This is a genomic window from Flagellimonas oceanensis (assembly GCF_003992595.1).
Lineage (GTDB): Bacteria > Bacteroidota > Bacteroidia > Flavobacteriales > Flavobacteriaceae > Flagellimonas > Flagellimonas oceanensis.
Genome location: NZ_RZNA01000003.1, coordinates 279,427 through 304,214, shown reverse-complemented (window position 1 = coordinate 304,214; position 24,788 = coordinate 279,427). Strand labels below are relative to the sequence as shown.

Genomic DNA, 24,788 nt, shown 5'->3' with positions numbered 1-24,788 from the left:
TAATAAACTGAATCAAACGAACTTAAACTTATAATTTCATGGGTTTCCCCTCGATTTCTTTTGAGATGGGCATATCCAATATTTCCATAACGGTCGGTGCGATCTGGTTGGAATGCAGTTGTTCCTTGTCCTTAACCTCCCCCATAGGATCAATCCCTTTTCCGAAGGCTACCATCCAAACGGAGCCTGCCCCTTTAATATCGCTTCCATGGCTTCTCCAGGTATCCAATGGCTCGGTTCCGCGTCCATGATCTGTAGTGATCAAAAACACGGTTTGGCCCTTATAAAAATCATCTTGCTGGGTAAACTCCCAAACCTCCTTGATCAATCCATCTGTGTTGTGGGCCGATTTCAAGTAGGCCTGATAATCCCCATCATGTGCAAAATCATCCGTTTCCCCGTAAGAAATGAAAATCAGTTTTGGATGCTCCTTTTTCATGTGCTCCAAGGCATAATGATGGGTAAATGCATCCAAACGGACCGTGCCCCAAGGGCTTGGTATCCGCTGTTGCAATTGGTTGAGGAACTTTTCCCTTTCATTCAGGTTTCCGGTAGCTGGCTCAAAACCGGCATTGACAGGAACTCCAGACCGTTCTTCGTTTACGATGAACGGAAATACATCCCAACTGCCAAAGGCAGCTACTTTACCTTTTCCTTCGGGAATGTTGTTGTATCGTTCCAAAATGGTGGTGTTGGGATTGGGAACTTTATCATTGCTTCTGATGTTCTTATCGTCTGCAGTTCCCGTCAAAATTTCGTTGTACCCAGGGTAGGAAAACCACATGTTATTGGTCAAGTCGACTTTACTTCCCTTATTTCGGTTACCGTGAATCTGGCCCATTTCTTCCACTTGGCTCCAGAAAAAGGGCAATAATGCTTCCCGTCGTTCCTCTGCTGTTTCTCGCCAGAAAGCCTCCTTCAACATTTCTTCATCATGCACATAATCCTTGTTACCGATCAAAAGGGAATCCGCTCCCGAAAAGAGTTCCTGCCAACGGAAACCGTCCAACGTAATCAAAATTACCTTTGTATCCCTATTTTGGGCATTGGCCCTGAGCATTGCCACTACGGCAATCATCAAAAACAAAATTCTATTTTTCATTTTCCTGTGGTGTTTTAAATGTTGCTGTTTCGGACCAATCACTCCAGTTCAGGTTTTGGTCACGGTACCGAACCCTCCAATAATAGGTGGTATTGGGTTGTAATCGTTTGGTTTTCTCATCGGTCAAATCGTCCTCTTTTTGACGGTTTTCCTTGTAATACCAGTTTTGGAACTGTTTCCAACTGTCCAAATCCAACTTTTCAAAATCCGGGGTTTGGGAAACCTGCCAATGTGCTGCCGCATGGAATGCTCCACTCAGCGGACTTGAAAATCCACCCGCTTTCAGCATAGTGAACTCGGTGGTCACACTTTCATTGTTCATTGGCGAAAGTACTGTTGGGGCATCGGGTTTTTTCTCCAATCGCCATATGGTAATACTGTCGCGAAGCTCGTTCTGCCTAGCCTTTACATTGTTCCCTTGACTGATTCTTTTGATGGTAAACTTAGGGTCGTTTCGGTTGCCATCGACCTCTACCATCACAAAACCGTACTCATCTTGGGTAACGGTAAACTCATCATAGTCCCTGCCTTCAAACTCGCCCCAATTGTCGATGGCGCCACCTGCCGAGGCCACATTGATCCACAAATGCTTGTGATCCCTGGACTGCCCTCTTGAATAGCCATGGGTATGCCCGAAAAAGTGGATACTGGGCTTTCCTGTTCTGGTCGAAAACGCTTCCAACATTTTTACCACCTTCCCTGTGGATTCTTCTTCTCCCGGAATCCATAGTTCCGATTTGTGCGGATGATGAAGTTGTGCGAACACAAAATCAATGTCATCATTCTTTTCGGTATCCGACAGCACTTGTTCCAACCATTCATATTGCTCGCGAAGGTCCCGATAACCGTCGTTGGAGTTCAAACCGATGATTCTCGTATTGCCATAATCCTTGTACCACCAATGCTCGGCATAGGCCGGCGTGCCATTTTCAGGAAGACTGAAGTATTTAAAGTAGAAAACGGAATTGCGTTCATGGTTGCCCAGAACAGGATAAACTGGCACCTGAGCAAAGAGTTTTTGTGCGGGGTCGAAGAAGTGGTCTTTCCATTGATGGTATTCACTGCCCCTCTCTACCAAATCCCCGGGTATCATCACCATGGCCAGATTATCGGGCAACTTACCTCCATGCTCCTGTTCCAAATACTGTAGAACCCCTTGGTTCACGATTTCTGAAAACTTGTTCGGATGCTGACTATCGTATTGCATATCGCTCATGGCCACGATGTTGAACGACTCTTCGTCACTTGAAAATGGTGGGGTCTTGAATTGATGGATGTCCGATTTGGCTTTTCCCGTTTTTACCCGATAATAGTATTCCGTAAAGCGCTCGAGGCCTTCCAATTTCACGGTATGCACCCTTGAATCGGAAAAATTGATGTCCTCGGCTTTCCCTGATGTTTTCTTGCCAAGTTTTTCAGTGGTCCCCCATTCCACGATGCTTTCTTCCCCGCTTGTGGTCTCCCACATGATCACAATGGAATTGGGTTCCGCATCCTGTAGATAAGGTTGCACCAAAATTTGGGAATCGGTTTGGGCTGATAGTTTCATCAAACCCAAACAGCAAACGATAAGTAATTGGTTGATTTTTTTCATTAGGCTATAGCATTGGTTTTTAAAAAGGCGCAGTTCAATATTTCAAAGGCTTTTTCCAGTTCTTCCCTGGTTATGGTCAACGGAGGGGAAAGTTGGAGCACGTTTCCTTTGGAAACTTTGAAACTCAATCCTTGTTTGAGACACTCGTACATAATTTCTTCGGCTTCGGCCGTTGCTTTTTCCTTGGCAGTTCTGTCGGTCACGAGTTCAATGCCCCATAGAAGTCCTACGCCACGTACATCCCCGATCAAGGAATATTTCCGATGCATTTTGTACAGGGCCTTTTTCATGAACTCCTCATCCTCCTTAACCTTTTGCAGGATGTTTTCTTCTTCCAAAACCTCTAAAAGCGTCAGTCCCGCAATGGACCCCAACGGACTCTTCTCGTGGGTGTAATGACCAAGTGATATATGTCCGAATTTGTTGTATTCTTCGCGGGTAACGATGGCCGCTTGGGGAATTATCCCTCCCCCAAGGCCTTTCCCTAGGCAGAGAATATCGGGTTCTATATCGAAAAGCTCGTAGGCGAACATGGTCCCCGTTCTTCCAAAAGCGATGGGGATTTCATCCAAAATCAACAAAACACCGTGTTTGGTACAAAGCTCCCTAGCCGCTTTCCAGAATTTTTTTGATGGAATCTGCACATCGGTGTTGCGAATGGTCTCTGCCAAAAAAGCTCCAATTTGATGGTCTTTTTCCAAAACATATTGTAGATACTCCAATGCCTTGTCCTCGTTTCCCTCGAATATGCCCCGATAGGTAATTGGGGGCGGAATACGTTCCACACCCGGCATCAATGGCCCCATATGTTCCTGAAAGACCGCTTCGCCACCCACACTGATGGCATCCAGAGAGGCTCCGTGGAACGAATCCCAAAACGAGACCACCTTGTGCTTCCCCGTTATGGCCCTGGCCAATTTTAAGGCTATGCCTATGGCCGAACTTCCATTTGGAGTCAACAAGATGCGATTGAGACCTTTTGGCGTATAGGAAGTCAATTTTTCCGCAAATCGAACTGCTGTTTCATTTGCGTAGCGTCTTGTGGAAAACGTCAGGTTTTGTAGCTGATCCGTTAATCTTGCAACCAACTTTGGATGCGAAAAACCGATTTGGTGCACATTGTTCCCGTGAAAATCGAGGTATTTCTTGCCCGACACACTTATCATGTGCGAGCCCTCGCAATTTTGGAGCACATCCAAACAGGGTGTCGACATGGATTGATGCATAAAATACTTGGCATCCTTTTCCAATAGTTCCTTGGTTTCCTCGCTCACCTCGTTCTGCAACCATTGGCTCCGTGCAGGAGTCAGGTTGATGTCGCCTTCCACAACAGATTCTGTGTTGTGCCTATCGCGCTTTGTATGGTCCATGCTTACTTTTTATTTCCCGTTCTTCGGTGGTGTCATCCAATACGTAAATATCGTAAGAATCACCGTTGTCGTATACCCGAACAACAATATGTCCTTCTTGACTTTTATATTGATCCAACCTGCCACCGATCACATCTTTGGTGCCTTGTAGCATAATGGTCGAAAAAATATCCCGGTCTCCTGGGTATAGTTTTTTTGATGTTATCCTTCGGAGGACTTCCTCCCCTGGATGATCGGCCGTCCAATTTTGTTGAATCCAGACCCGAGGCCTAATGGTCCGTACATAAAACGGGTTTTGGGAATCTCGGTTCCCATGATGATTCAACGTGGCCACATCAACAGCACCGATAACAGGCGCCACATGGGATTCCACATCATTCAAATTTGTTTGCCCAAAGCCATTGATCCCCGAAATATCACCTCCCGTATAATAATTGAACTTCCCATAATCTATTCGAATGACATTGCTCAAAGGATTCTCCCCATGGTATTCCCCTGGCTCAAAAAGGGTATAAAAAGCATCATCATAACCTGTCCAAACAGTACCATTGGAGGCAATGTTCCGTACTGAAAAATTGGGATAATCCGTCGGGTGTTGTTGTAATACAATTTGATTATCGCTGCCCACCTGCAAGGCTTCGTTTTTCAACCCTACTTTTTCTGATTGATATGCTATGAACTTCCAATATTCCTTCAAGGTAGGAATCATTCCATATTTATCCTTGGAAAATCGCTCTTGGGATTGCACTTTTCCATCCTTCAGATCTACGGGAAATTCAAATCCACGATCGATCAATGTATTGATCGGGATCAAAGTGCCCACTTCCATGATTCCTGTAAGTTGATACCCTCCGGGCGCTAATTTTCGCAAGGAATCGACTTCACCAAAGTGGTCATCGTGGTAATGGGTGATCAAGGCATAATCCAACTTTCGTTCTTGCTTTTTGGGCAGGAATCGATCGATATAATCCACAATCCATTCAGGTGCCGTTTTGGACCTGTTTGGAAGCAATTTTGCATTTCTGCTCGATGTGGTCCTTGGATGTGTTTCGGACATATCCCCGGCATCCACCAAAAAGGTCGTACCATCGGGAAAGACCATAAAAGCGGCATCGCCCCTACCGGTATTGATGTGGTGGATATCCAAAAAACCAGGTTGCCACTCGGGCAATTGTTGTTTTTGCCCATGTGAAACCTGCACCATTAAAAAAATGAGTAGTAGATAAGACTGTTTGAGGTTGATGTGCATGTTTATTTTTCTCTATACAACTGGTTTGCCGGAATGATCTGTTTTGGGGTATCGGGACCTGAATACTTTACATCCAAATGATAGCCTCCCCCTCCATTGAAAAATTCAACGCGCACCAGGTGTCTTCCTTCGGATAGCTCCAAAGAACCGCTACGTTCCATAACGCCATGGTCGCCATCGTTGTCCACGATTTCAGAACCGTTCACATATAGCTTGCTCCCATCATCACTATTGGTAAAAAAACTATAGTTGCCGCTTTCAGTCACTTCCAGATAGCTTTCGAAAACCACGGCCACCTGTTCTTGTGGCATATCGTCGGTCAGTGCTTGCTTATGGGAAAATTCGGTAACATACCCGTCGTATGTAGGGTTCAAGGATGCAAAGTCGGGTAGCTTTTCTACACCACTTACCTCAAACACCTGAAATTTTACGGGGTCCTTTTTGCTCTTCGATACAATTCTGAAGCTTCCTTCGGCAACGGTACTTACCAATCGGTCGTTCTGAAAAACACCTGCCTTGATGATATTTGTCTCTTTTAGATAAAAGGTGTCTTGGTAAACTTGACTGTTTTCCAAGGTGGGCACATTATTGCCAATGGTATATCGAATCTCCCCAACATTGTTCGGGTTCTGCATGACCACAGCCACAGAATCCGCTTTAAAAACTCCTCCGGCCGGCTCAAAATAGCCTGCGCCCGGAAGGATTTTTGGTGGGGTTATTTGCTCTTTTCGCTTGTAGGTTAGTTTTGGGGCTTCATTTCCTATAAAAGCGCCCTTTACAGGTCGGCCTATCCAAGCTTGAGGTGTTTGTAACCCCATGGCATAAGCAACGGTCGGCGCATTATCGTATTGGTAAACGGTTTCTTCAATCTTGTAGCCTTTTTTGATGCCCGCTCCATATAGGATGAACGGAATTTCCATTTCGGCCAAGCTTTCGCCTCCGTGACCAAAGCCCAATCCTCCGTGATCTGCGGAAAGAATGAACATGGTTTTCTCAAAGATTCCAGCTTGTTTGGTGGCATTTACGATTTCTGCAATCAAGGAATCCGCTTTTTCCACGGATTTGTAGTACGCAGGGCTTCCGTGTCCCAAAGCATGACCTGCATGGTCTACATGATCCAAGTGCACAAATGTGAATTCTGGCGTATGTTCTTTGATATAGTTTACAGCAGCTTCGGTGGTTTTATCCTCGTGGTCACCGTCGACATCAAAATCCACATCAGCTTTTTCGAACAAGCGTCCGAACCCATCCCAATCGTAGATGGCCCCTACATGGGCTTCTGGTTGCTGATCTTTAAAAAGAGTGAATATCGTTGGAAAAGTACCGTTTTCGGTAACCACAACGGGTGGCAACTGATGATCGAACTTTTCCCAACCATTGGAGGTCACTCCATGTTGTTCGGTATCGGCACCCATGATCATACTGGCCCAATTGGGACTGGAACTGGATGGAAGTACCGACCTGGCGTGCATGGTAGCGGCTCCATGCTGTGTCATGGAATCCAAGGTCGGGGTATTTGCTTTTTGAATTCCGTCGGGACTCATCCCATCAATTCCTATGACAACGATGTGATCAATTCCCTTTGGCGTTTGCTCCTTTTTGGAAGAACAAGACCACAGGAACAAAATTCCCGTGGTCATGATCATTGCTTTATGAAGTTTTCTTTTAAACATTGGCAAACCCTAGTTTTCCCACCAAACCTTGGTGGTTATCTGGTCTCCTCCAATTCTGGTAGAGGCTTCCGAATAGTTTGCGTTGTTCAAGGATTCCTCGTTACTGGGATATTCGAATCTACTTGGGTAGACATCGTAGAAAGCATCGGGTCCTGGTTCAATAGTGGCAGGGAAGCCGGTTCTTTTGTATTCTATAAATCCTTGGTAATCCGTATAGAACAAGTTGATATACTTCTGGGTCATGATCGTTTCCAAGCTATTGTCAAAAGCAACTCCTGCGCTTGTCAAATAATCAGCTGGCAATTCAACTCCCCAATATTCGAAGTTGGCAGTAACCCCTTCTTCATAAAATGTTTGGGCATCGTCATTGATCCAACCTCTTTGGGCCGCTTCGGCCAAGATAAACTGAACTTCTGAGTACAGCATCAACCTAGCTTGGTTGGTGTTGGGCTGAAAGTAGAAATAATCGATATTGAATTTTGAAAGGAATGCATCCCCTCCTTGATAAGTGTATGCGGGTCCGTCCACAACTCCGTTCAACATACCAACAATCTCTGGGGATTCTTCTTCCACTGAATTGGCCGTTGGATCGGCAAAGAACCCCAATCGGGGGTCGTCCAAGCCTTCCAACATGGTTACGAAATGCTCGGAAATCCTGTATTCGTTATAAGACCCTACACGATAAACGGACTCTTCGGTCACGGGGTGTGCATCTGGATTTGCCGCCAAAAATGTAAGGGTGGCGTTATCCTCATTGGATTCCATAATCGGGAATTGGCCCGGGTTTCCATAAATCTCGCTTATCACACTAGATGCAACTGAAGGGGAAACTTCACTCAAGCGAAGTGCCAAACGCATCCTGAGTGAATTGGCAAACTTTCTCCACATCTCCAAATCGCCGTCAAAAAGTAAATCTCCCTTGATTTGGGTCAAATTAGAACCTGACAGAAGCGTGTTTGCAGCAGCAAGCTCGGAAAGCATTGATGTGTAAATGGCCTCTTGTTCATCGTACATCGGTGTATAGTTTTCCTCACTCGCCTGATTTACCTCGGAGTAAGGCACATCGCCCCACATATCGGTCAAGATACTGAAAGCCCATGTCTGCATGATCTTGGAAACGGCAACATAACTGTTCAAATCGGTCTCACCTGCCAATTTTTCCAATTCCTTGGCGTCTCTAATGGTATAGTAATAATTGTTCCATGCTCCACTCTGATCACCCCAATCAAACAAATCGAAAGAGGTAAATACAATTCGGGCACCGTATTGCCCCATAAGGTTACCTTCACTCCACGACCCACTTACTGCTTCCCTGTTGGACCTTCTTTGAAGATTGGTCAAAAGAAGTTCGGGGTTTTGGTTGATGTTCAAGGCAACATCCGGGTTGTCGTTGCTCACGTCAAACTTGTCGCAAGACCACAGGGTCATCGCAAGTACTGTCGCTATTAAAAATATCTTTTTCATGTTGTTATTGTTAACCTGATTAAAATTCTACGTTGATTGCAAATCCTAAGCTACGCGTGGTCGGTACGGTGGCATTTTCCACCCCTGGCACATAGCTTCCGCCCCCGAAGGACAATAGTTCTGGGTCTCCGTGGTTGAAATCCTTGGCCCACAACCAAAGGTTGGTCCCAATCACTGAGAAGCTCAATTTTTTAATATCGTCTCCCTTGAACAATTTGGTCGGGAAATCGTAGGTCAATCTGGCTTCTCTTAGTTTCACAAAAGTGGCATCGTATATACCTTCGGTGTCATTATCCCTTCGGTATCTGTTGTTGTGGTATGCATTGGCAGGCACAATGACGTCATTGGGCACATATTGGCCATTTTCCAATTTCACACCATCACCGATCACACCATCGTTCCAAGCAACTCCGTTATCATCAGTATAGTCAAGGCCTGAATCGGCAATACCAGGATGTGGCCCTCCGTATTCTGGCGAACGACCCCAAAGGGTTTCCACTACGTTACCGGAAGTGGCAGCGATCAAACGGGTCCTGGACAATAGTTCTCCCCCTTGCCTCCAATCAAACAAGAAATTGAGTGAAAGGTTTTTATAGGTAATGGTATTGTTCCAGCCCAAGGTAAAGTCCGGATTAAAGTTTCCAACTTTTCTCAAGGTGTTGTCCTGCTGTACCAAACCTTCGTTAAAGATGACTTCTCCATAATAAGGGCTGTTCTCATCCTCTACTTTTACCAATCCAGTTCCCCACATATCGCCAAGGGACCCTCCTTTTTCTGCAACAAGTGAAATTCCATTGCTTCCATATTGATACCTTTCGACTCCATCGGCCAACTCCAGGACCTTGTTTCGGTTCAAACCAAAGTTGAAGGAAGAGTTCCAGTTGAAGTCCTCGTTGCGTATTGGATTGATCCCCAACATGATTTCCAATCCTTGGTTACGTATTTTACCGGCATTGATGGTTCTTGCTGTTTTACCTGAGGTAATGGGCAAATCGATGTCCAAAATCTGGTTCTTGGAAACTGTATTGTAATACGTGGCATCCAACGACAGTTTATTGTTGAAGAACCTTAAATCGGTACCGAACTCGTATGATGTCTGTATCTCTGGTTTCAAATCAAAGTTTGGCAGCGTATTGGCAGGACCTGCCGTAGGATTATCTCCAACCGGCGTTCCCAATGCGTAATAATCGGAAAGCCTATATGCACCGGTATCACTACCAACCTGTGCCCAACCACCTCTAAGTTTGGCAAAGCTCAACACATCCTGATTTCCAAAATCGAACAGATCCGATAGTACCACACTTAAAGATGCGGATGGGTAGAAATAGGAGTTGTTCTGCTCTGGCAAGGTAGACGACCAGTCGTTACGTGCTGTAAGATCTAGGTAAATACTGTTGTCCCATCCCAATTGTGCAAATGCATACAGGGAATTGATTTGTTTTTCAGGACGGCTTGTACGTTGTACCAAGGCTCCATCCACGTTGGAGAAAGAATAGATGCCGGGAATCAAAAGTTTGTTGGCCATCAATGAGTTGAAATGGTTTTTCTGCACCATTCTGTTCCCTCCAAAGTTGGCATTCACATGGAGCTTATCGGTCACATCCTTGTCATAGGTCAACAAGAAATCCAAGTTGGTCTCTTGAAAGTTGATTTTATCCTCCCTGTACTGACCGTTTGGAAAACGCTGCGTAGAGTAAGCTCTTTTTATGAATCTGTATTCAGAGAAGAAATCACGTCCCCCCCTTACCATGAATTTAAAATCATCACTGATATCATAAGTAGCAGAAAGATTCCCTATGATTCTATCCTTTGCCAGACCATTTGTGTTCTCGTACATGGTAAAGTAAGGGTTATCGTGATAGTTATAGTTGTAGTTGTACTGTTGGAAGCCTTCCAGACCATCTTGCCAGTAGTTTCTTAAACTATTTACATTGACCTGTTGTCCCCACCAGATGAACAGATACATTACCGATTCGGTACCATATCCATTTACGTGACGGTTATCCGAATCTGAACGGATATAATTGATCTTGGATGACACCTTTAACCTATCGGTAATTTGATAGTCCCCTGAAGCGGAGATGGTGTTTCTCTTGATATCGGTGTTCGGAACAATACCCTTATTGTCCAAGTTGGTATAGCTTACACGGTAGTTTCCGTTGTCATTGGATCCGTAGAACGAAACGGTATTGATCAAGGTTCTACCTGTTTCCATGAATTCTTCCGCGGGATTCCCTCCATACACAAAAGGTGTTGGGGTAATGGTCCCTCTTCTATCCAAATCGACCCCAGAAGAACCAAGTACGTAATCCAAGCCATGGACATCACCACCACGAAGGCCATTGGATGTCGGGGAATCGTGCTGCGCACGTAAGGTACCGTCCAAAAGCGGGCCCCAGGATTCATCCACACCATCGTATGTACCGCTTCCGTAACCATCTACAAACTGAAAGTCAAAGTTTTTACCCTGACCATATACGCCTTGATATTCCGGAGCTTTCAATACACTCTCAAAAGTGGTCTTGGAACTAAAGCTGACCCCTCCTTTACGACCCCTACCGGATTTAGTGGTAATGATTACCGCACCGTTCGCTGCCCTGGACCCATAAAGTGCCGTAGCGTTCGCGCCTTTTAGTACGGATATGGACGCTACATCATCGGGATTGATCTCGGCCGCACCGTTACCATAATCCAAGTTCATATTGGAAGCACCTCCCAACGTATTGGTCCTGGTGTCCGTGTTATTGTTGATTGGGATACCATCCACAATAAATAAGGGCTGGTTGTCACCTTGCATGGAGGAATACCCTCTGATGACCACCGATGAGGATTGTCCAGGTCCCGTACCGTTGGTAACCACCTGGACACCTGCCGTTCTACCGGACAGTGTGCTTACCGTGTTTGTACTGGTGGATTGCGAGATTTCCTCTCCTGCAACCTTTTGAACGGAATAACCCAAGGACTCTTCATCCCTTGTAATGTTCAAGGCCGTTACGACAACCTCATCCAACTGCTGGGAATCTTCTTGCAACACAATGGTTGCGGTACTTTTTCCAGTAGTGTCAAAATCCAATGGGATATACCCTATGTAAGAAACTACCAAGGTTTCTCCTCCCTGGGGCAACTCTATTTCAAAGTTCCCATCAAAGTCTGTAGCAACACCCACGCTACTACCTTTTACAACAACCGACGCCCCGGGCAAGGGCACGTTGTTCTCGTCAACCACCTGCCCTGTAAAAGTAACTTGGGAATATCCAATGATACTTACAGTAAAGGCAAGTAAAAACGTTAAGATTGATTTTTTCATTTGTTGAGTATTTGTAAAATTTGGTTAATTATTTATCAACAAATATCCAACACAAGAGTTAAGGCAGCCCTTTAAACAGATTAAAAAAATGATACGGAAAGGTTAAAAGAAACACTGCAATGTTATGTAAACATTATTTACAAATATGCAATTTTTGAAAATCGCTGTGAACACCAGTTTTTACAATATATCCTAGTGTTGTAGTGGATTAACCGATTTTTTCACTAATCTTGATTGACCAAATAATATTATAAATACTAAACATTAGAAGCACGTATAAAAATGGAAGACTACCTCATAGGCATTGGTAAAAGAATCAAGCAAATACGAAAGAACAATAAAAAGACCATAAACGATGTTGCCAACAGTGCCGGGGTTACCGCTGGACTCATTTCACGTATTGAAAATGGCAGAACCATACCTTCACTCCCCGTGTTTTTAAAAATAGTAGGGGCCTTGGAAACCGAGATGACCGATTTTTTTGACGGAATCCCCAAAGCCAATGGCCACAATTTTTTAGTGACCCGCAAGGATGAGCAATCCATTATAGAAAAAGAGGATGAAGCTGTTGGGTTTACCTATAATTACATTTTTGGCAAACAATTGAACTCCGTTGGTTTTGAAAGTGTCCTTTTGGAAGTGGAACCCAACTCGGAAAGGGACAAAGTGGTCACCGATGCCTTTGAGTTCAAATATATTTTGACAGGAGAGTGCTACTACGAGATAGGGGACCAAGAGGTCCTTTTAAAAGAGGGGGACTCCATATTTTTTGACGGCAGAATCCCCCATGTTCCAATCAATAGGGGAAAAATTCCCTCTAAAATGTTGGTCGTGTACTTCTTTATCTGATCAAGGGAACAACTGCTCGGCCAAATCCGACAAGGAATCCAAGATCATGGAGGGTTCCGCGGTTGCCAATTGCTCACGGGTCTGCGCTCCGGTCAACACCCCAACCGTTAATCCACAATTGGCATTTTTGCCTTCTTCAATATCAATCACGGAATCACCCGCCTTTAATACCTTTTCGGATGCCGTGATGCCAAACATCGCCATGGCTTTGTCAATCATTTCCGATGATGGCCTTCCTTTGACCACATCATCCGCAGTGATCAAGGCATCGATCTGTTCTCCCGGCACCCAACCCAGCTTTTTTAGAAGTGATGTTGCCGTTTTATGGTCATAACCTGTATTGAGCACCACCTTTACGTCCTTGGACCTTAACAGGGTAAAGAGCTCCTCGACACCATCATAAGTGGTCACATCCAAATTCGCATAGGCTTCTTCCAACATGCCTTTAAAATCTTCAAAAACCACATTGGGGTCCACCCCGGTTGTTTTGGTTTCTTCCAAAATATCGGCAATGGCCTTGAATTTTTCCTTACCTGCCCCAAATTCCAGAACGGTATCCAAAGAGACCTCTACTCCAGATTTGGCCAAAGCGGCCCTAACGGTTTTGTACACCACATTGTCTTCGTTCACTGTGGTGCCCGCCATATCAAAAACGGCCAGTTCTATTTTTTTCATAAATTGATTTTCTGCTTATTGAATATAGAAGCAATATGCTTTCTCGAGAATCCGGCACTGCCCGTCATTCCCTTGCCACCAATTCCCGTTACAATATGAACATTGTCGTCAATGGTCTTTTGAAAAATATCGCTGTTCTTGCATTGTGAGTACATTCCGTACCATCTTTTTTGGATTTGAAAGGTGGGCAGGTCGACTATTTTTTTGGCCTCCTCGATCATAAAATTGTCAATATCCATATCCAGCTCATACCCTAAATCCTCAATTTTAGGGGCATCGGCATACTGATGGGAATCCCCCAAAATCACTGAGCCATCTACTGCTTGTTTAAAAAGGATGTGTACGCCCCATTTCTTTTGAAGGCTTTCTTTCGGCTCATTGGCCTTGATACTCGCATAGGAAGGGCATTCGTGAAATGCCTCGTAACGCCGAATGGACCAACCTGTAAGAATCGAACCTTTCAATTCATAGTTTTCTTGAGGTTTGGTCTGCATCATCTGTAATTTGGCAACCTCGAGGTCGCTGGCAGCAAAGGTCTCTGGATACAGGTTTTTGAAGTCCGCACCGTTGCATATAATCACCTTTTTGCCATAAACCACTTCGCTTTTTGTATTCTGGACCGAAACCCAGTCCCCATTGGATTCACAGGAAACAACAGGGAAATCAAACTTGATGTCCAGCCCTTTTTGTGCCACCAAATATTCCTGAAGCTTATGGATCATGGTTCTGGGCTCTACGGTGACCTCTTCAGGAAAAAACAATCCGGATACCACATAATCCTTTCGGAGTCCCGGGTATTTGTCCAAACATTCTTGCTGGGTCAGCATTTTGGAGGCATAATCGTTGCCACTGTTTATGGCCCTGAGCTCTACCAACAATTGCTCCTCCTCTTCATTGGATGCCAAGTACACCGTTCCGTTCTGGCGGATACTGATATCGAACTGGGATTGAACCTCTTTATATATTCGAAGGCTTTCACGTCCAAATTTTTGCCATTTGGTATTCATGCCCGAAGGAACCACTTGTCCAAAATTTTGGGTGGTCGCTCCTTTGGGGTAAGCGTCTTTTTCCACCAAACAGACCTTTAAGCCCATTTCCAGTGCATGATAGGCATGAAAAGTCCCTAAAATACCACCACCTACAATGACGGCATCATATTTATTTCCCATAATCCAGTTGGTTGTTGAGTTGTTCCGCTTTGCGTCGAGAAGCAAAGTGGATGAATAGAATTATTGTGCTGCAAATACCAATGAAGGCAACAGCATAGGTACCGTAAACAAAAAAGTTGAGCCAAGACAGATTGGCCTGTCCAAAGTTTTTATAGAGCAATACCAAAATACTGCCCACGTATCCGAAGGCATCGGCTATATAGATAAGAAATCCAGAATTTCCCTTTACCTTGAAGGTTGCGATAAAACGATCAAAAAAGAGACAGTTGAACGGCACATAACAAATGTACAACCCAAACCCGGTGCAAACCATCCAGACAAAGGGGTCCAACATCCTCGTTTGAAACATAAGGGTGCTCACGGCCAAAACCACGGTCCCAAGAATCAGTAATATATGATAGGTAAGCAAGGCTTTGAAGTTGTCCTTGATATAAAAAATGGCCCCTATGATCAACAGCACCACTATGGCTATTATGATTTCCGAAGTGGAAAAAACGGAAACATCCCCTTTGTACCCTATACTGTCCCAAAGTTCCCGGGCGAAATTGTCCCTGAAATCCCGGAAAGCCGTCAAAAATGTGTAGAACAACACAATCAAAAGCAGTGGAAAAAGAAACTTCTTGACCAAGTTTTTTCTATCCGTGGCGGTCATTGGAATCCGTTCTGTTCTGTTGGCGATATCTTCCGGGGTGGGTGGCGGCACCCGCTGTAAGAGATAGGAGCATATCAAAAGTGGAACAAAGAAAAGCGCTCCGGTTACCGATGGCATCCAAAATTCACTGACCCCCCAAGAGTTCATCACAAAGAGCCCCACTGATTTCACCACCCCGCTGGATACAATAAAACTGGATGATAGCACTACCCCTAAAATGTCGGTAAAACGCCTTCCCTCGATATAGGAAAAGACGATTCCCCAGATCATTCCCAAAGGGAACCCGTTAAGGAACATAAAGGGAATATTGTAGGGTGCGGGCACCCATGCAAAGAGCAAAAGGGAAATTTCGGCCAGTACAATGAGTGAGATCAGGTAAAACAACCTTCGGTTGGGTTGAAGTTCGGAGATGACCTTTATCCCAACAAATTTGGAAAGTGCATACCCCAAAACCTGAGTGATGACCAAAAGGATCTTGTAATCCACCCCCATAAAGGCCAGCCCATCAAAAGTGGCCACTGAAAATGGTTTTCTAAAGGCATACATGCAAAAGTATGTGCCAAAAGCAGCCAATGAAGCATGCAGAACAAATAAGAATCCTGGCCGCTTGGCGACCGTACCTTTATCAATCAAAGTTTACAAATAATAAAATTATGTTTCAAATTACTCAAATTTATAGAAAAACAACCACACTTTTCAGTTTAAATTATTGTTAGCGATCCATTATGTTTTCACAAGTGTTCTAGTTACATCAAATTTTTCAAAAATCTCCTATGTAAATTAAAATGTTGTGTTTACGGCTTCATCCCGGATTTCGGAAAATTCAGGTTATATTAGCGTGCACAACCAGCTGAACAAATCGTTTTGTCCACGGGCAAAACATCAAATATTACAATATGGCACTTATTTCGTTTTTGGGATTCACCCTATTGGTAGGAATCATATCCTGGTGGTCCGTCAGAAAAACAGATGAAACATCATCCGACGGTTACTTTTTGGGAGGCCGAAGCCTTACCGCTGGGGTCATAGCAGGCTCCTTGCTCTTGACCAATCTATCCACGGAGCAAATCGTGGGACTCAATGGTAGCGCCTACAAGGACGGGCTCTCCGTCATGGCTTGGGAAACACTGGCAGCACTTGCCATTGTGGTCACGGCCATGTTCTTGCTTCCTCGATACCTCAAGGGTGGATTGACGACGGTGCCCCAATTTTTGGCCAAACGTTTTGATGTAACCACAAAGACCATAACCTCAGGATTGTTCCTTACCGGTTACGTAGTGGTATTGCTTCCAGTGATACTCTATTCTGGCTCTGTAGCCATTAGTGGGATGTTCGATGTTCCCGGACTATTGGGCGTTTCGGATTCCACGGCCCTGGTGATCTGTATTTGGGGCATAGGGATCATCGGTTCCATCTATGCGGTTTTTGGAGGATTGAAGGCTGTTGCCGTTTCAGACAGTATCAATGCCGTTGGACTGATCATTGGGGGAATCATGATTCCTGTTTTTGGTTTGATGGCCATAGGGGACGGAAGTGTACTTGGAGGATTGGACACTTTGATGGCCGCCAACCCAGAGCGTTTCGATTCAACTGGAAATCCCGGCCAAGAAGTGCCCTTTTCCACCATTTTTACTGGAATGATGCTGGTCCAGCTTTTCTACTGGGGAACCAATCAACAAATCATTCAACGGGGTCTTGGGGCCAAGAACCTTGCCGAGGGACAAAAAGGCCTCTTACTCGCCGCATTTTTAAAGATTTTGGGGCCTATTATCCTAGTGTTGCCCGGAATGATCGCCTACTATTATTTCGAAGGGGGATTGGCCAGTAGCGACCTTGCCTATCCCGAATTGGTGCGGGCCGTACTCCCAAAACCATTGATGGGCTTCTTCGCCGCCGTTCTTTTTGGGGCCATTTTAAGTTCTTTCAACAGTGTGCTCAACAGTTCGGTAACCTTGTTCGGAATAGACATCTACAAGCAGCACATCAACAAGAATGCATCGGAAATGACCGTGGTAAAATACGGTAAGGTGTTCGGTGTATGCTTGGCACTAGCCGCCATGTTCATAGCGCCACTTATCGCCAATGCGGGCAGCTTGTTCAATTATCTGCAGGAAATCAACGGTATCTACAGCATCCCTATATTTACGATCATTGTAGTGGGGTATCTTACCAAAAGAGTACCTGCAATCGCAGCAAAAATCGGTATTCTTTCAGGATCTATCCTTTACATTATCAGTCAATTTATAGTGGGGCCAAAAATGGTGGCCAATGCTTTGGCCGAAGCCAAGGCCAATGGAATTACCGACCCTGTCGAGCTCAATTTGATTGAAGCAGGTGCCTATCCGCACTACCTGCACGTGATGGCGATTTTGTTTATTTCCAACATCATCATTATGCTTGTCATTGGAAAGTTCTACCCAAGAAAAGAGCCTTTCCAATTGGAGTACACCAAGCAAGTTTCCATTGAGCCTTGGAAGCATGTGAAACTGGCAAGCGCCTTCATCGCCATCATCGTAATTGGGATCTATATCTATTTTGCGAAGTAGGGAACGAGATGCAACAAGACAAAAGGCCTGGAACTTCCAGGCTTTTTTTATAGGATGCTCTTTAAAAAGTTGTCTTTATAGGCTCTTCCCATGGGTATTCTGGCACCATTGGTCAACAATACCAGATTTCCCGATATCCTATCTATCTTTTTGGTGTTGATTATATGGGATTTGTGGATCTGATAGAATTGGCTACCACCCAAGACTTCCATCCAATGACGCAAGGGCTCGTTGGATAATATCTTCTTGTCATTAAGATGTATTTCGGTATAATCCGAATCTGAAGAAATGGTAAAGATGTCCTTTACCAAAACCTTGATGTGCTCATGGCTGGACTTTACATAGATCTCCGTTAGCGGAGCCACATCATTCTTGGACACGATATGTTCGTGCTTGGCATTCACTTTGTTGACCGCCTGCAAAAAACGCTGGAAAGAAAAGGGTTTCAAAAGGTAATCCACGACGTTCAAGTCGTATCCTTCAAGTGCATATTCCGAAAAAGCAGTCGTCAAAATCACATGTGGGGGATCTGGAATGCTCTTCAGAAAATCAAGTCCGTTTATTTTGGGCAAATGGATATCCAAGAACATGAGATTCACCGACTCCTTGTTGAGGAACTCCATGGCCTTTAATCCATCGGAAAACACGTCCACAAGTTCCAAGGTGGGCACATCCTGAATGAACTTGCGCAATATCCGCTGGGCTGGCGGCTGATCCTCAACAATAATACACCTCATAACCTATACTTTTTCCAATTCCAATTTCAGGTACACATTATAGGAATTGTCGGCCTCCTCTATTTTCAGTACATGCTTTTTAGGGTACAATAGCTCCAAGCGTTTTTGCACATTCTTCAATCCTATTCCTTTGGCCACACTATCCAGACTGAAGCCCGGCTCATAATTGTTCTTACAACGGAACTCCAGTGTGGAATTGCTCAATCTCACGGATATATCGATTTCAATGTCGGATGACTGTCCGGATTGACTGTGCTTAAAGGCATTTTCGATGAACACGATCAAAATCAAAGGGGCGATCTTATATTCGCCCTCTATTTTGTCCACATCAAAGTGTACTTCTCCCCTATCCTCTATCTGTAATTTGTACAATCGGATAAAGTTGCCCAACTGCTCCAATTCCTTCTTTAAAGGTACAAACTGTTCCTTGGACTCGTACAACATATATCGCAACACTCCGCTCATCTCCAAAATGATCTCCGGGGTCTTGGGCGATTCCTGCAGGGCATAGGAATATAGGTTGTTCAAATTATTGAACAAAAAATGGGGGTTGATCTGGCTTCGTAGAAACTGTAGTTCGCTTTCCTGTATCGTGGACTCCAATTCATCTATTTGAGCTTGCTTTTTGAGGGCATCCCATCCGAACTTTCCCCCGGCCAATATGGTCATAACGGGCAAAGTGCCTAAAAGGGCAATATAAATGCCCGGAAAATAATCCCCCCTTTTTGTACCCGGGAACATGAGCGGTTCCAGCACAAGCTCTTCAATACAGATGACCAATGCCACCAATATAACGAAGCCAATGAAAAACTGCCAATACTTCTGTTTGTAGAGATATTTGGGCATCAAGAAATAGGTAACCCCAATAGTGGCCAAACTGTAATACAACAAAAACAAGACCCTATTCACGTTGATCACCTCTTCATTTCTGTCAAAAGAGAAGAACAACAGCACGATACTGTGCAATACAATTTGGAAAAGAAGTTCTTTTTTGGAAATCAATACCCTATAATTATTTAGCCTCAAAATTATATATAATACATCGGCCAAAGAAAAACAGCTATACCAACAACAAAGTTTACCCCCTCAACGACATTTTAACCAGACACAATACATTTAATCCATTGGTTGAATGGAGGTTAACTTATGTTGTTTACGGAAAACATTTAGTATTTACTTTATTAATGATCATATTTGAAACAAGGCCGTTCCAAAATGATTGGCTTTAAATAATATAGACTTAAATCACACAATTATGAAAAAGACATTTTTTACCTTGGCATTTATGACCACAGTTGTGGTAGCGGCGCAATCCACATGGAAATCGGACGGGGCCCACTCCAAAGTCGGTTTTGCCATTACCCATTTGATGATTTCTGAAGTAGAGGGACACTTCAGTGAATTTGACATCACTGCTACGGCTACTGATACCTTTGATGATGCTGAATTTACCGTTGACATCAAAACAACCAGTATTGACACGGATAATGATAGACGTGACGATCACCTGAGAAGTGCCGACTTTTTTGATGCAGAAAAATACCCCTCCATTTCCTTTAAAAGCACAAGTTTCAAAAAAACCGGGGATAGAACTTTTGTTCTCAATGGAGACCTTAGCATGCATGGAGTAACCAAACCTGTAACCTTGGAAGGGAAAGTAAACGGGATCATTACGGACCAAAGAAGTCAAAAATTAAAGGCCGGAGTCAAGCTTACCGGCACCATTGACCGATTGGAGTTTGGTGTTGGCGGCGATAGTGCTTCCTTGGGAGATGAAGTGGAAATGACCATCAACTTGGAAATGGCGCAACAATAAAACCTCCATTTACATGAAAAAGAAAAGCCACCGAAAACGGTGGCTTTTTTATTATGCGATACTCTTAATTACTTTTAGATTCCCAAATAGGAAACCACTTCTTGATAAGACATCTTTTTTAGGTTTTCAACTTTGTTCTTGGCCAAGGCTCCAGATGGCACAAGCACATATCTTAGGCTAATTTCATATTCTTCATCTTTGGACATACTAGGACCTTTATCAATCATAGCACCGCCCATTATTAGTGTATGGGCATACAGGGTAATTGCTATATTCCCTTCGGAAAAGGAATACTCATAACGCTCTTCGGAAACATCAGTCTCATCGTGAAGCACTAATACAGATTGTGGTAAAGCCACTATATTGTCCAAACTGGGAATGGTTTCCATATCATACATGCCGTAGGCGTTTATCTGTGCATAAACCAATACCATTCCGCTATCTACGATGCTCGAGGAAAGTTCTGGCACCGCCCAATCGTAAGTAATCAACGGATAGGATTCCGAAAATTCAAACGTATCCGAGACTCTTTCGACATGGAACCAATCACTGGCAATTACATTCATATTTCCATCTTCGCCCGCTTCACCTTGTGTACCCTGTTCACCCTGTGGGCCTTGCTCGCCTTGCGGACCTTGATCACCGGTTTCCCCCTGTGGGCCTTGCTCGCCCTGGGGCCCTTGCTCGCCCTGCTCACCTTGAGGACCTATTTCCCCTTGTTCTCCTTGTGGACCCATTAATCCATCCGCTCCATCTTCCACGGAGCAGGAATTGATAATAATGGACATTGAAATAAATACACCTGCCAATAGCTTTCTGTTGATTGTCATTTTTAAAATTTGGTTTTAAAGTTATGGTCAATCTAACGCCAATGGCTTTGCTTTGTTATGAAGTTTCTTACATTATGTTGTGTGTTGTCCTATAATTGTGGTAAACAGTTTTTGGTTGATTTTTTTTAAAAAAATCAAGTCATCACACAAAGGCATTAAAACAGTTTTTGCAATTTCTCGGGTGCGTTAAAGCGGTAACCTATATAAAATACGCCGTGCCATAAGTTATTGGAAATATCATTGGAGTCGCCATCATTATATCTCGTGCCGTTCAGTTCCCCAATAAGTCCCATGTACAACTTATCGGTATTATAGCCTATTCGGAGTCCTACTCCATATTCAGTGACCAAATAATTGTTTTTCTCCACCACACCATCCAAGGTATATTTGGAAAACTTTGGTCCCAAACCTGCACGTAAAGACGGTACTACATTTACTTTGGGCGTAATCACCCAATTATAAAAATATCCTAAGTCCGCTCGAATATCCACAAGATTTTCCTTGCCGTATGAACCATCCTCAAAATCATTGGTCAATTTAGTGAATTCATAATGTACCATTGGGATCAGGCTCCCACTACTTTCCAATTGCCATTCTTGACGGTTGTAAAGCGATCTAAGTGAAAAGTTTTTGTTTAGCACAAAGCCTGTACTGCCGCCCCAGGTAATACTTTTAAGGTCAGGAAACTGAAGGTAAGGATCATCTTCGGTCCATGCAGGAACAAAATCTTCGGTATTCTCCACATAAAACCCCTTCATTCTCCTAAAAAACACGTTTTGGACAACTCTTCCCGGAAATAAATTCACCTGATAATTTTGATATGAACTTTTGCCGCGTTGCTCATCATCATCATTACCAGGCAAAAATTCGGGAGCAAACCCCGCGCTTAAACTCACAAATTTATAATTGAAACGCAAGGTCAATTTCAAATCATTGTTAGAAACCAAATGAAAGTTTCCCACATCGGAATTGGATACCAGAAATTCATCGATATCTGTACTTAAATCTATCCCATAAGCGAGCTGGTCGGCATAAGAAATGATTCTGTGATTTTGAGTTTCCTGACCCACTATTTTTGAAACGCAGATAGTATTGGTCACAAGAAAGAAAGGAAGACAATACCTAATGCTTGTACTAACCAAATTGTTAAGGATAAACATCGAAAGAAAGTTAACGGTTGACTCACAAGTACTTGATTAACAAGTTACTGAAAAAATCATTGTATCTTGGACTTGGCTAAAGATTTTTCTCATGAATCAAATAAAGAGTAACCTGTTTTCTAAAGGAAATGTTTGGGTTACAAGGTCCTCCTTAGGAAAAGTGCTACGTGCAGATCTTAGTTAAGATTGACAGCAACAAAAAAGCCACCATATTCGGTGGCTTTTGCTTTTGTGGCTCCCCCTCTTGGACTCGAACCAAGGACCCTCTGATTAACAGTCAGATGCTCTAACCAACTGAGCTAAGGAGGAATATTTTACCTTAAGCGGGTGCAAATATAATGGATTCTTTTTTACACCACAAACAAAAAAATTGCTTTTCTATTTAAAAAGCCATTTATACAAATCATTACCGTTGGCAAACAGCAATAGCGCTATCAAAATGAAGAAACCTATCATTTGGGCGTACTCCAAAAATTTATCACTGGGCTTGCGTCCCGTAACCATTTCATACAGCAAGAACATCACATGGCCTCCATCCAATGCAGGAATGGGCAAAATGTTCATAAAGGCCAAAATAATGGATATGAACGCCGTTGTTTGCCAAAAAGCCGGCCAGTTCCAAGTATCGGGAAACATACCACCAATAGCGGCAAAACCACCAACTTCCTTATAAGCCCCTGTATCTGGGTTAAAGATTTTCTTCATCCCCCTGATATAGTCTGTCAGTACCTTTACCCCCTTGTTCCATCCTGCGGGTATCGATTCCAAAAAGGAATATTTCAGGGTTTTAATTTCCAAGTATCCAGCCTCTTTGTATTCTTCGGGCGACATCCCCAGCACTACGCCCAATGTGGCCTTGTCCGAAATGGAGACCGTAAGGTCCAAGGGGCTTCCGTTTCTCATCACTTTGATCGACACCTCTTTGCCCTTGTTTGCCTCCAAAACAGGAATCACTTGATCTTTGTATTCCACAGGTGTACCTGCCATTTCAACAACGGCATCCCCTTTTTGAAGACCACTGTCCGCATTTGGAGAGTTTTTGGGCACATCGTTGATGACAAATGGATAGCGATAAGATATGAAACGTGCTTTCTCTCTGTCCTCGGACAAGGTTTCTATGAAATCAACGGGAATTGTTTTTTCAATAACCTGTCCGTCCCTTTCAATGGTATACTTTTCTCCATAGATCATCTCGGGAAGCACCTGCTGCAGTGCTTCTATCTTGTTTCCGTCCACGGACAATATCTTGTCCCCGGTCTGGACACCCAATTCATCGCCCAAGCTTTTCTCGGTCACCCATATTCCATCCTTAAGGCTATCATTGGCGATATATTCCTCCCCATAGGTAAAAACCAACCCAATGAAAATGACCACGGCCAAAATAAAGTTCACCGTTACCCCGCCCAACATGATGATCAAGCGTTGCCAAGCCGGCTTGCTACGGAACTCCCAAGGCTTGGGCTCCTGTTGCATCTGCTCCTTGTCCATGCTCTCATCGATCATCCCGGATATTTTCACATATCCGCCCAAGGGCAACCAACCAATACCATAAACGGTCTCCCCGATTTTCTTTTTAAAGAGGGAAAACTTCACATCAAAAAAGAGGTAAAACTTCTCTACCCTAGTCTTAAAAAGCTTTGCAGGGATAAAGTGTCCCAGCTCGTGGAGTACGATTAAAAGCGATAAGCTCAGAAAGAATTGTATGGTTTTTATAACTATAGGGGTCATCCGTCGTCTTTTGTTAAAACGCACAAAAGTAACCTTTTAGGGATTGATAAAAAAACCTCAAATTTTATCCTTTCATGATTTAAGAAAGATTTAGCAACAATAAACTGCTTTCTACTTGAAGAATAGCCCTTTGGGCCGTAATTTTGTCTCCATGGGATCATTTTTTGCAAAATACAAGTTGTTCGGAATCGTGATGCTCGGACTCTCCGCCGTAATCGTCTACTTGTTTTATAACGCTTTGCAACCCAAAAAAATGCTTCCTGTCTACCAACCCTCCATGGTTGACAAATCTTTAGTGGACAGCACCCTGCATTACACCAAGAAATACCATAAAGTGGCAGATTTCGCTCTGGTCAACCAGAATGGGGACACCATTACCCAAGAAAATTACAAGGACAAGATCTACGTAGCGGATTTTTTCTTTACCACATGTCTTACCATTTGCCCGATCATGACCAAGAACATGACCGAGATACAGGATGCCGTAAAGGACGACCCGAATATTATGCTGCTTTCCCATTCAGTTACCCCGCAAATAGATACCGTTGCCCAATTAAAAAGATACGCGCTGGAAAAAGGCGTGATTGATAATAAATGGAACTTGGTCACTGGGGATAAAAAGCAGATCTATGAACTCGCCAGAAAATCCTATCTAGCCGTTAAGAACGATGGAGACGGAGGCCCCTTTGATATGATCCATACCGAAAACTTTATTCTGGTGGACAAGGAAAAACGAATCCGCGGCTTTTATGATGGCACCAATCGTGAAGAAATAGACAAGCTTTTGGCCGATATCAAAATACTTGAAGCCGGTTATCAAGACTAACCTCTTAAACCTTTATCCATGATTAGCCCTTGTAGTTCTCC

The 24,788-nt window shown here is 43.8% G+C and carries 19 protein-coding genes and 1 tRNA gene; 4 read left to right on the top strand and 16 right to left on the bottom strand.

Annotated elements, in window-relative coordinates; translation table 11 throughout:
• Window positions 1-28 precede the first annotated feature (28 nt).
• From EO132_RS01450 to EO132_RS01420, 7 genes are read right to left on the bottom strand one after another with little or no spacing between them, the layout of a single operon-like run.
• The gene (locus tag EO132_RS01450; protein ID WP_127136258.1) at window positions 29-1,102 is read right to left on the bottom strand and encodes a phosphoglyceromutase; all 1,074 of its coding nucleotides are present in this window, start codon (window positions 1,100-1,102) and stop codon (window positions 29-31) included.
• Entirely contained in the window at window positions 1,092-2,696 is a 1,605-nt protein-coding gene (locus tag EO132_RS01445; protein ID WP_127136257.1) for a fibronectin type III domain-containing protein, read from the bottom strand. The genes EO132_RS01450 and EO132_RS01445 overlap by 11 nt, the downstream gene beginning before the upstream one ends.
• Window positions 2,696-4,066 carry a (R)-1-hydroxy-2-aminoethylphosphonate ammonia-lyase gene (gene pbfA / locus EO132_RS01440; RefSeq protein WP_127136256.1) on the bottom strand — a complete coding sequence of 457 codons (1,371 nt, stop codon included), beginning with the start codon at window positions 4,064-4,066 and terminating at the stop codon, window positions 2,696-2,698. The genes EO132_RS01445 and pbfA overlap by 1 nt, the downstream gene beginning before the upstream one ends.
• Complete coding sequence (locus tag EO132_RS01435; protein WP_127136255.1) at window positions 4,044-5,315, bottom strand: MBL fold metallo-hydrolase; 1,272 nt, start codon at window positions 5,313-5,315, stop codon at window positions 4,044-4,046. Before EO132_RS01435 ends, pbfA begins: the two co-directional genes overlap by 23 nt.
• A 2-nt stretch (window positions 5,316-5,317) precedes the next feature.
• Window positions 5,318-6,988: an alkaline phosphatase family protein gene (locus EO132_RS01430; RefSeq protein ID WP_235856351.1), complete on the bottom strand. Its 1,671-nt coding sequence runs from the start codon at window positions 6,986-6,988 to the stop codon at window positions 5,318-5,320.
• Between the two features lie 9 nt (window positions 6,989-6,997).
• Complete coding sequence (locus tag EO132_RS01425; protein WP_127136254.1) at window positions 6,998-8,452, bottom strand: SusD/RagB family nutrient-binding outer membrane lipoprotein; 1,455 nt, start codon at window positions 8,450-8,452, stop codon at window positions 6,998-7,000.
• A gap of 19 nt (window positions 8,453-8,471) precedes the next feature.
• Window positions 8,472-11,759, bottom strand: a complete 3,288-nt coding sequence (locus EO132_RS01420; RefSeq protein ID WP_127136253.1) for a SusC/RagA family TonB-linked outer membrane protein — start codon at window positions 11,757-11,759, stop codon at window positions 8,472-8,474.
• Between the two features lie 282 nt (window positions 11,760-12,041).
• On the opposite strand from EO132_RS01420, the gene EO132_RS01415 reads away from it, so the two are divergent.
• Window positions 12,042-12,608: a helix-turn-helix domain-containing protein gene (locus EO132_RS01415; RefSeq protein ID WP_127136252.1), complete on the top strand. Its 567-nt coding sequence runs from the start codon at window positions 12,042-12,044 to the stop codon at window positions 12,606-12,608.
• Here the strand turns inward: EO132_RS01415 and EO132_RS01410 are convergent, their stop codons facing one another.
• From EO132_RS01410 to EO132_RS01400, 3 genes are read right to left on the bottom strand one after another with little or no spacing between them, the layout of a single operon-like run.
• On the bottom strand, window positions 12,609-13,283 hold the full coding sequence (locus EO132_RS01410; RefSeq protein WP_127136251.1) for a phosphonatase-like hydrolase: 675 nt from the start codon (window positions 13,281-13,283) through the stop codon (window positions 12,609-12,611).
• Entirely contained in the window at window positions 13,280-14,452 is a 1,173-nt protein-coding gene (locus EO132_RS01405) for a TIGR03364 family FAD-dependent oxidoreductase (protein ID WP_127136250.1), read from the bottom strand. The genes EO132_RS01410 and EO132_RS01405 overlap by 4 nt, the downstream gene beginning before the upstream one ends.
• On the bottom strand, window positions 14,442-15,650 hold the full coding sequence (locus tag EO132_RS01400) for a DUF5690 family protein (protein WP_235856355.1): 1,209 nt from the start codon (window positions 15,648-15,650) through the stop codon (window positions 14,442-14,444). The genes EO132_RS01405 and EO132_RS01400 overlap by 11 nt, the downstream gene beginning before the upstream one ends.
• Window positions 15,651-16,000: 350 nt before the next feature.
• Here EO132_RS01400 and EO132_RS01395 point away from each other — a divergent pair, with 350 nt between their 5' ends.
• Window positions 16,001-17,650, top strand: a complete 1,650-nt coding sequence (locus EO132_RS01395; protein ID WP_127136249.1) for a solute:sodium symporter family transporter — start codon at window positions 16,001-16,003, stop codon at window positions 17,648-17,650.
• 47 nt (window positions 17,651-17,697) lie between these two features.
• Here the strand turns inward: EO132_RS01395 and EO132_RS01390 are convergent, their stop codons facing one another.
• Both EO132_RS01390 and EO132_RS01385 read right to left on the bottom strand, forming a co-directional pair.
• Window positions 17,698-18,387, bottom strand: a complete 690-nt coding sequence (locus tag EO132_RS01390; protein WP_127136248.1) for a LytR/AlgR family response regulator transcription factor — start codon at window positions 18,385-18,387, stop codon at window positions 17,698-17,700.
• A gap of 3 nt (window positions 18,388-18,390) precedes the next feature.
• Complete coding sequence (locus EO132_RS01385; protein ID WP_127136247.1) at window positions 18,391-19,389, bottom strand: sensor histidine kinase; 999 nt, start codon at window positions 19,387-19,389, stop codon at window positions 18,391-18,393.
• 253 nt (window positions 19,390-19,642) lie between these two features.
• Here EO132_RS01385 and EO132_RS01380 point away from each other — a divergent pair, with 253 nt between their 5' ends.
• Entirely contained in the window at window positions 19,643-20,203 is a 561-nt protein-coding gene (locus EO132_RS01380; protein ID WP_127136246.1) for a YceI family protein, read from the top strand.
• A gap of 74 nt (window positions 20,204-20,277) precedes the next feature.
• Here the strand turns inward: EO132_RS01380 and EO132_RS19405 are convergent, their stop codons facing one another.
• The 4 genes from EO132_RS19405 to rseP all read right to left on the bottom strand — a co-directional run bounded on the left by EO132_RS19405 (window position 20,278) and on the right by rseP (window position 23,921).
• A complete protein-coding gene (locus EO132_RS19405) occupies window positions 20,278-21,033 on the bottom strand; it encodes a collagen-like protein (RefSeq protein ID WP_205780292.1) in 756 nt (251 codons plus the stop codon).
• A 155-nt stretch (window positions 21,034-21,188) separates the two neighbouring features.
• Complete coding sequence (locus tag EO132_RS01370) at window positions 21,189-22,103, bottom strand: DUF4421 family protein (protein ID WP_164732255.1); 915 nt, start codon at window positions 22,101-22,103, stop codon at window positions 21,189-21,191.
• Between the two features lie 322 nt (window positions 22,104-22,425).
• Window positions 22,426-22,502, bottom strand: a tRNA-Asn gene (locus EO132_RS01365).
• Window positions 22,503-22,571: 69 nt separating this feature from the next.
• Complete coding sequence (rseP, locus tag EO132_RS01360; RefSeq protein ID WP_127136244.1) at window positions 22,572-23,921, bottom strand: RIP metalloprotease RseP; 1,350 nt, start codon at window positions 23,919-23,921, stop codon at window positions 22,572-22,574.
• A gap of 151 nt (window positions 23,922-24,072) precedes the next feature.
• Here rseP and EO132_RS01355 point away from each other — a divergent pair, with 151 nt between their 5' ends.
• A complete protein-coding gene (locus tag EO132_RS01355; RefSeq protein WP_127136304.1) occupies window positions 24,073-24,747 on the top strand; it encodes an SCO family protein in 675 nt (224 codons plus the stop codon).
• The last annotated feature ends 41 nt before the right edge of the window (window positions 24,748-24,788 follow it).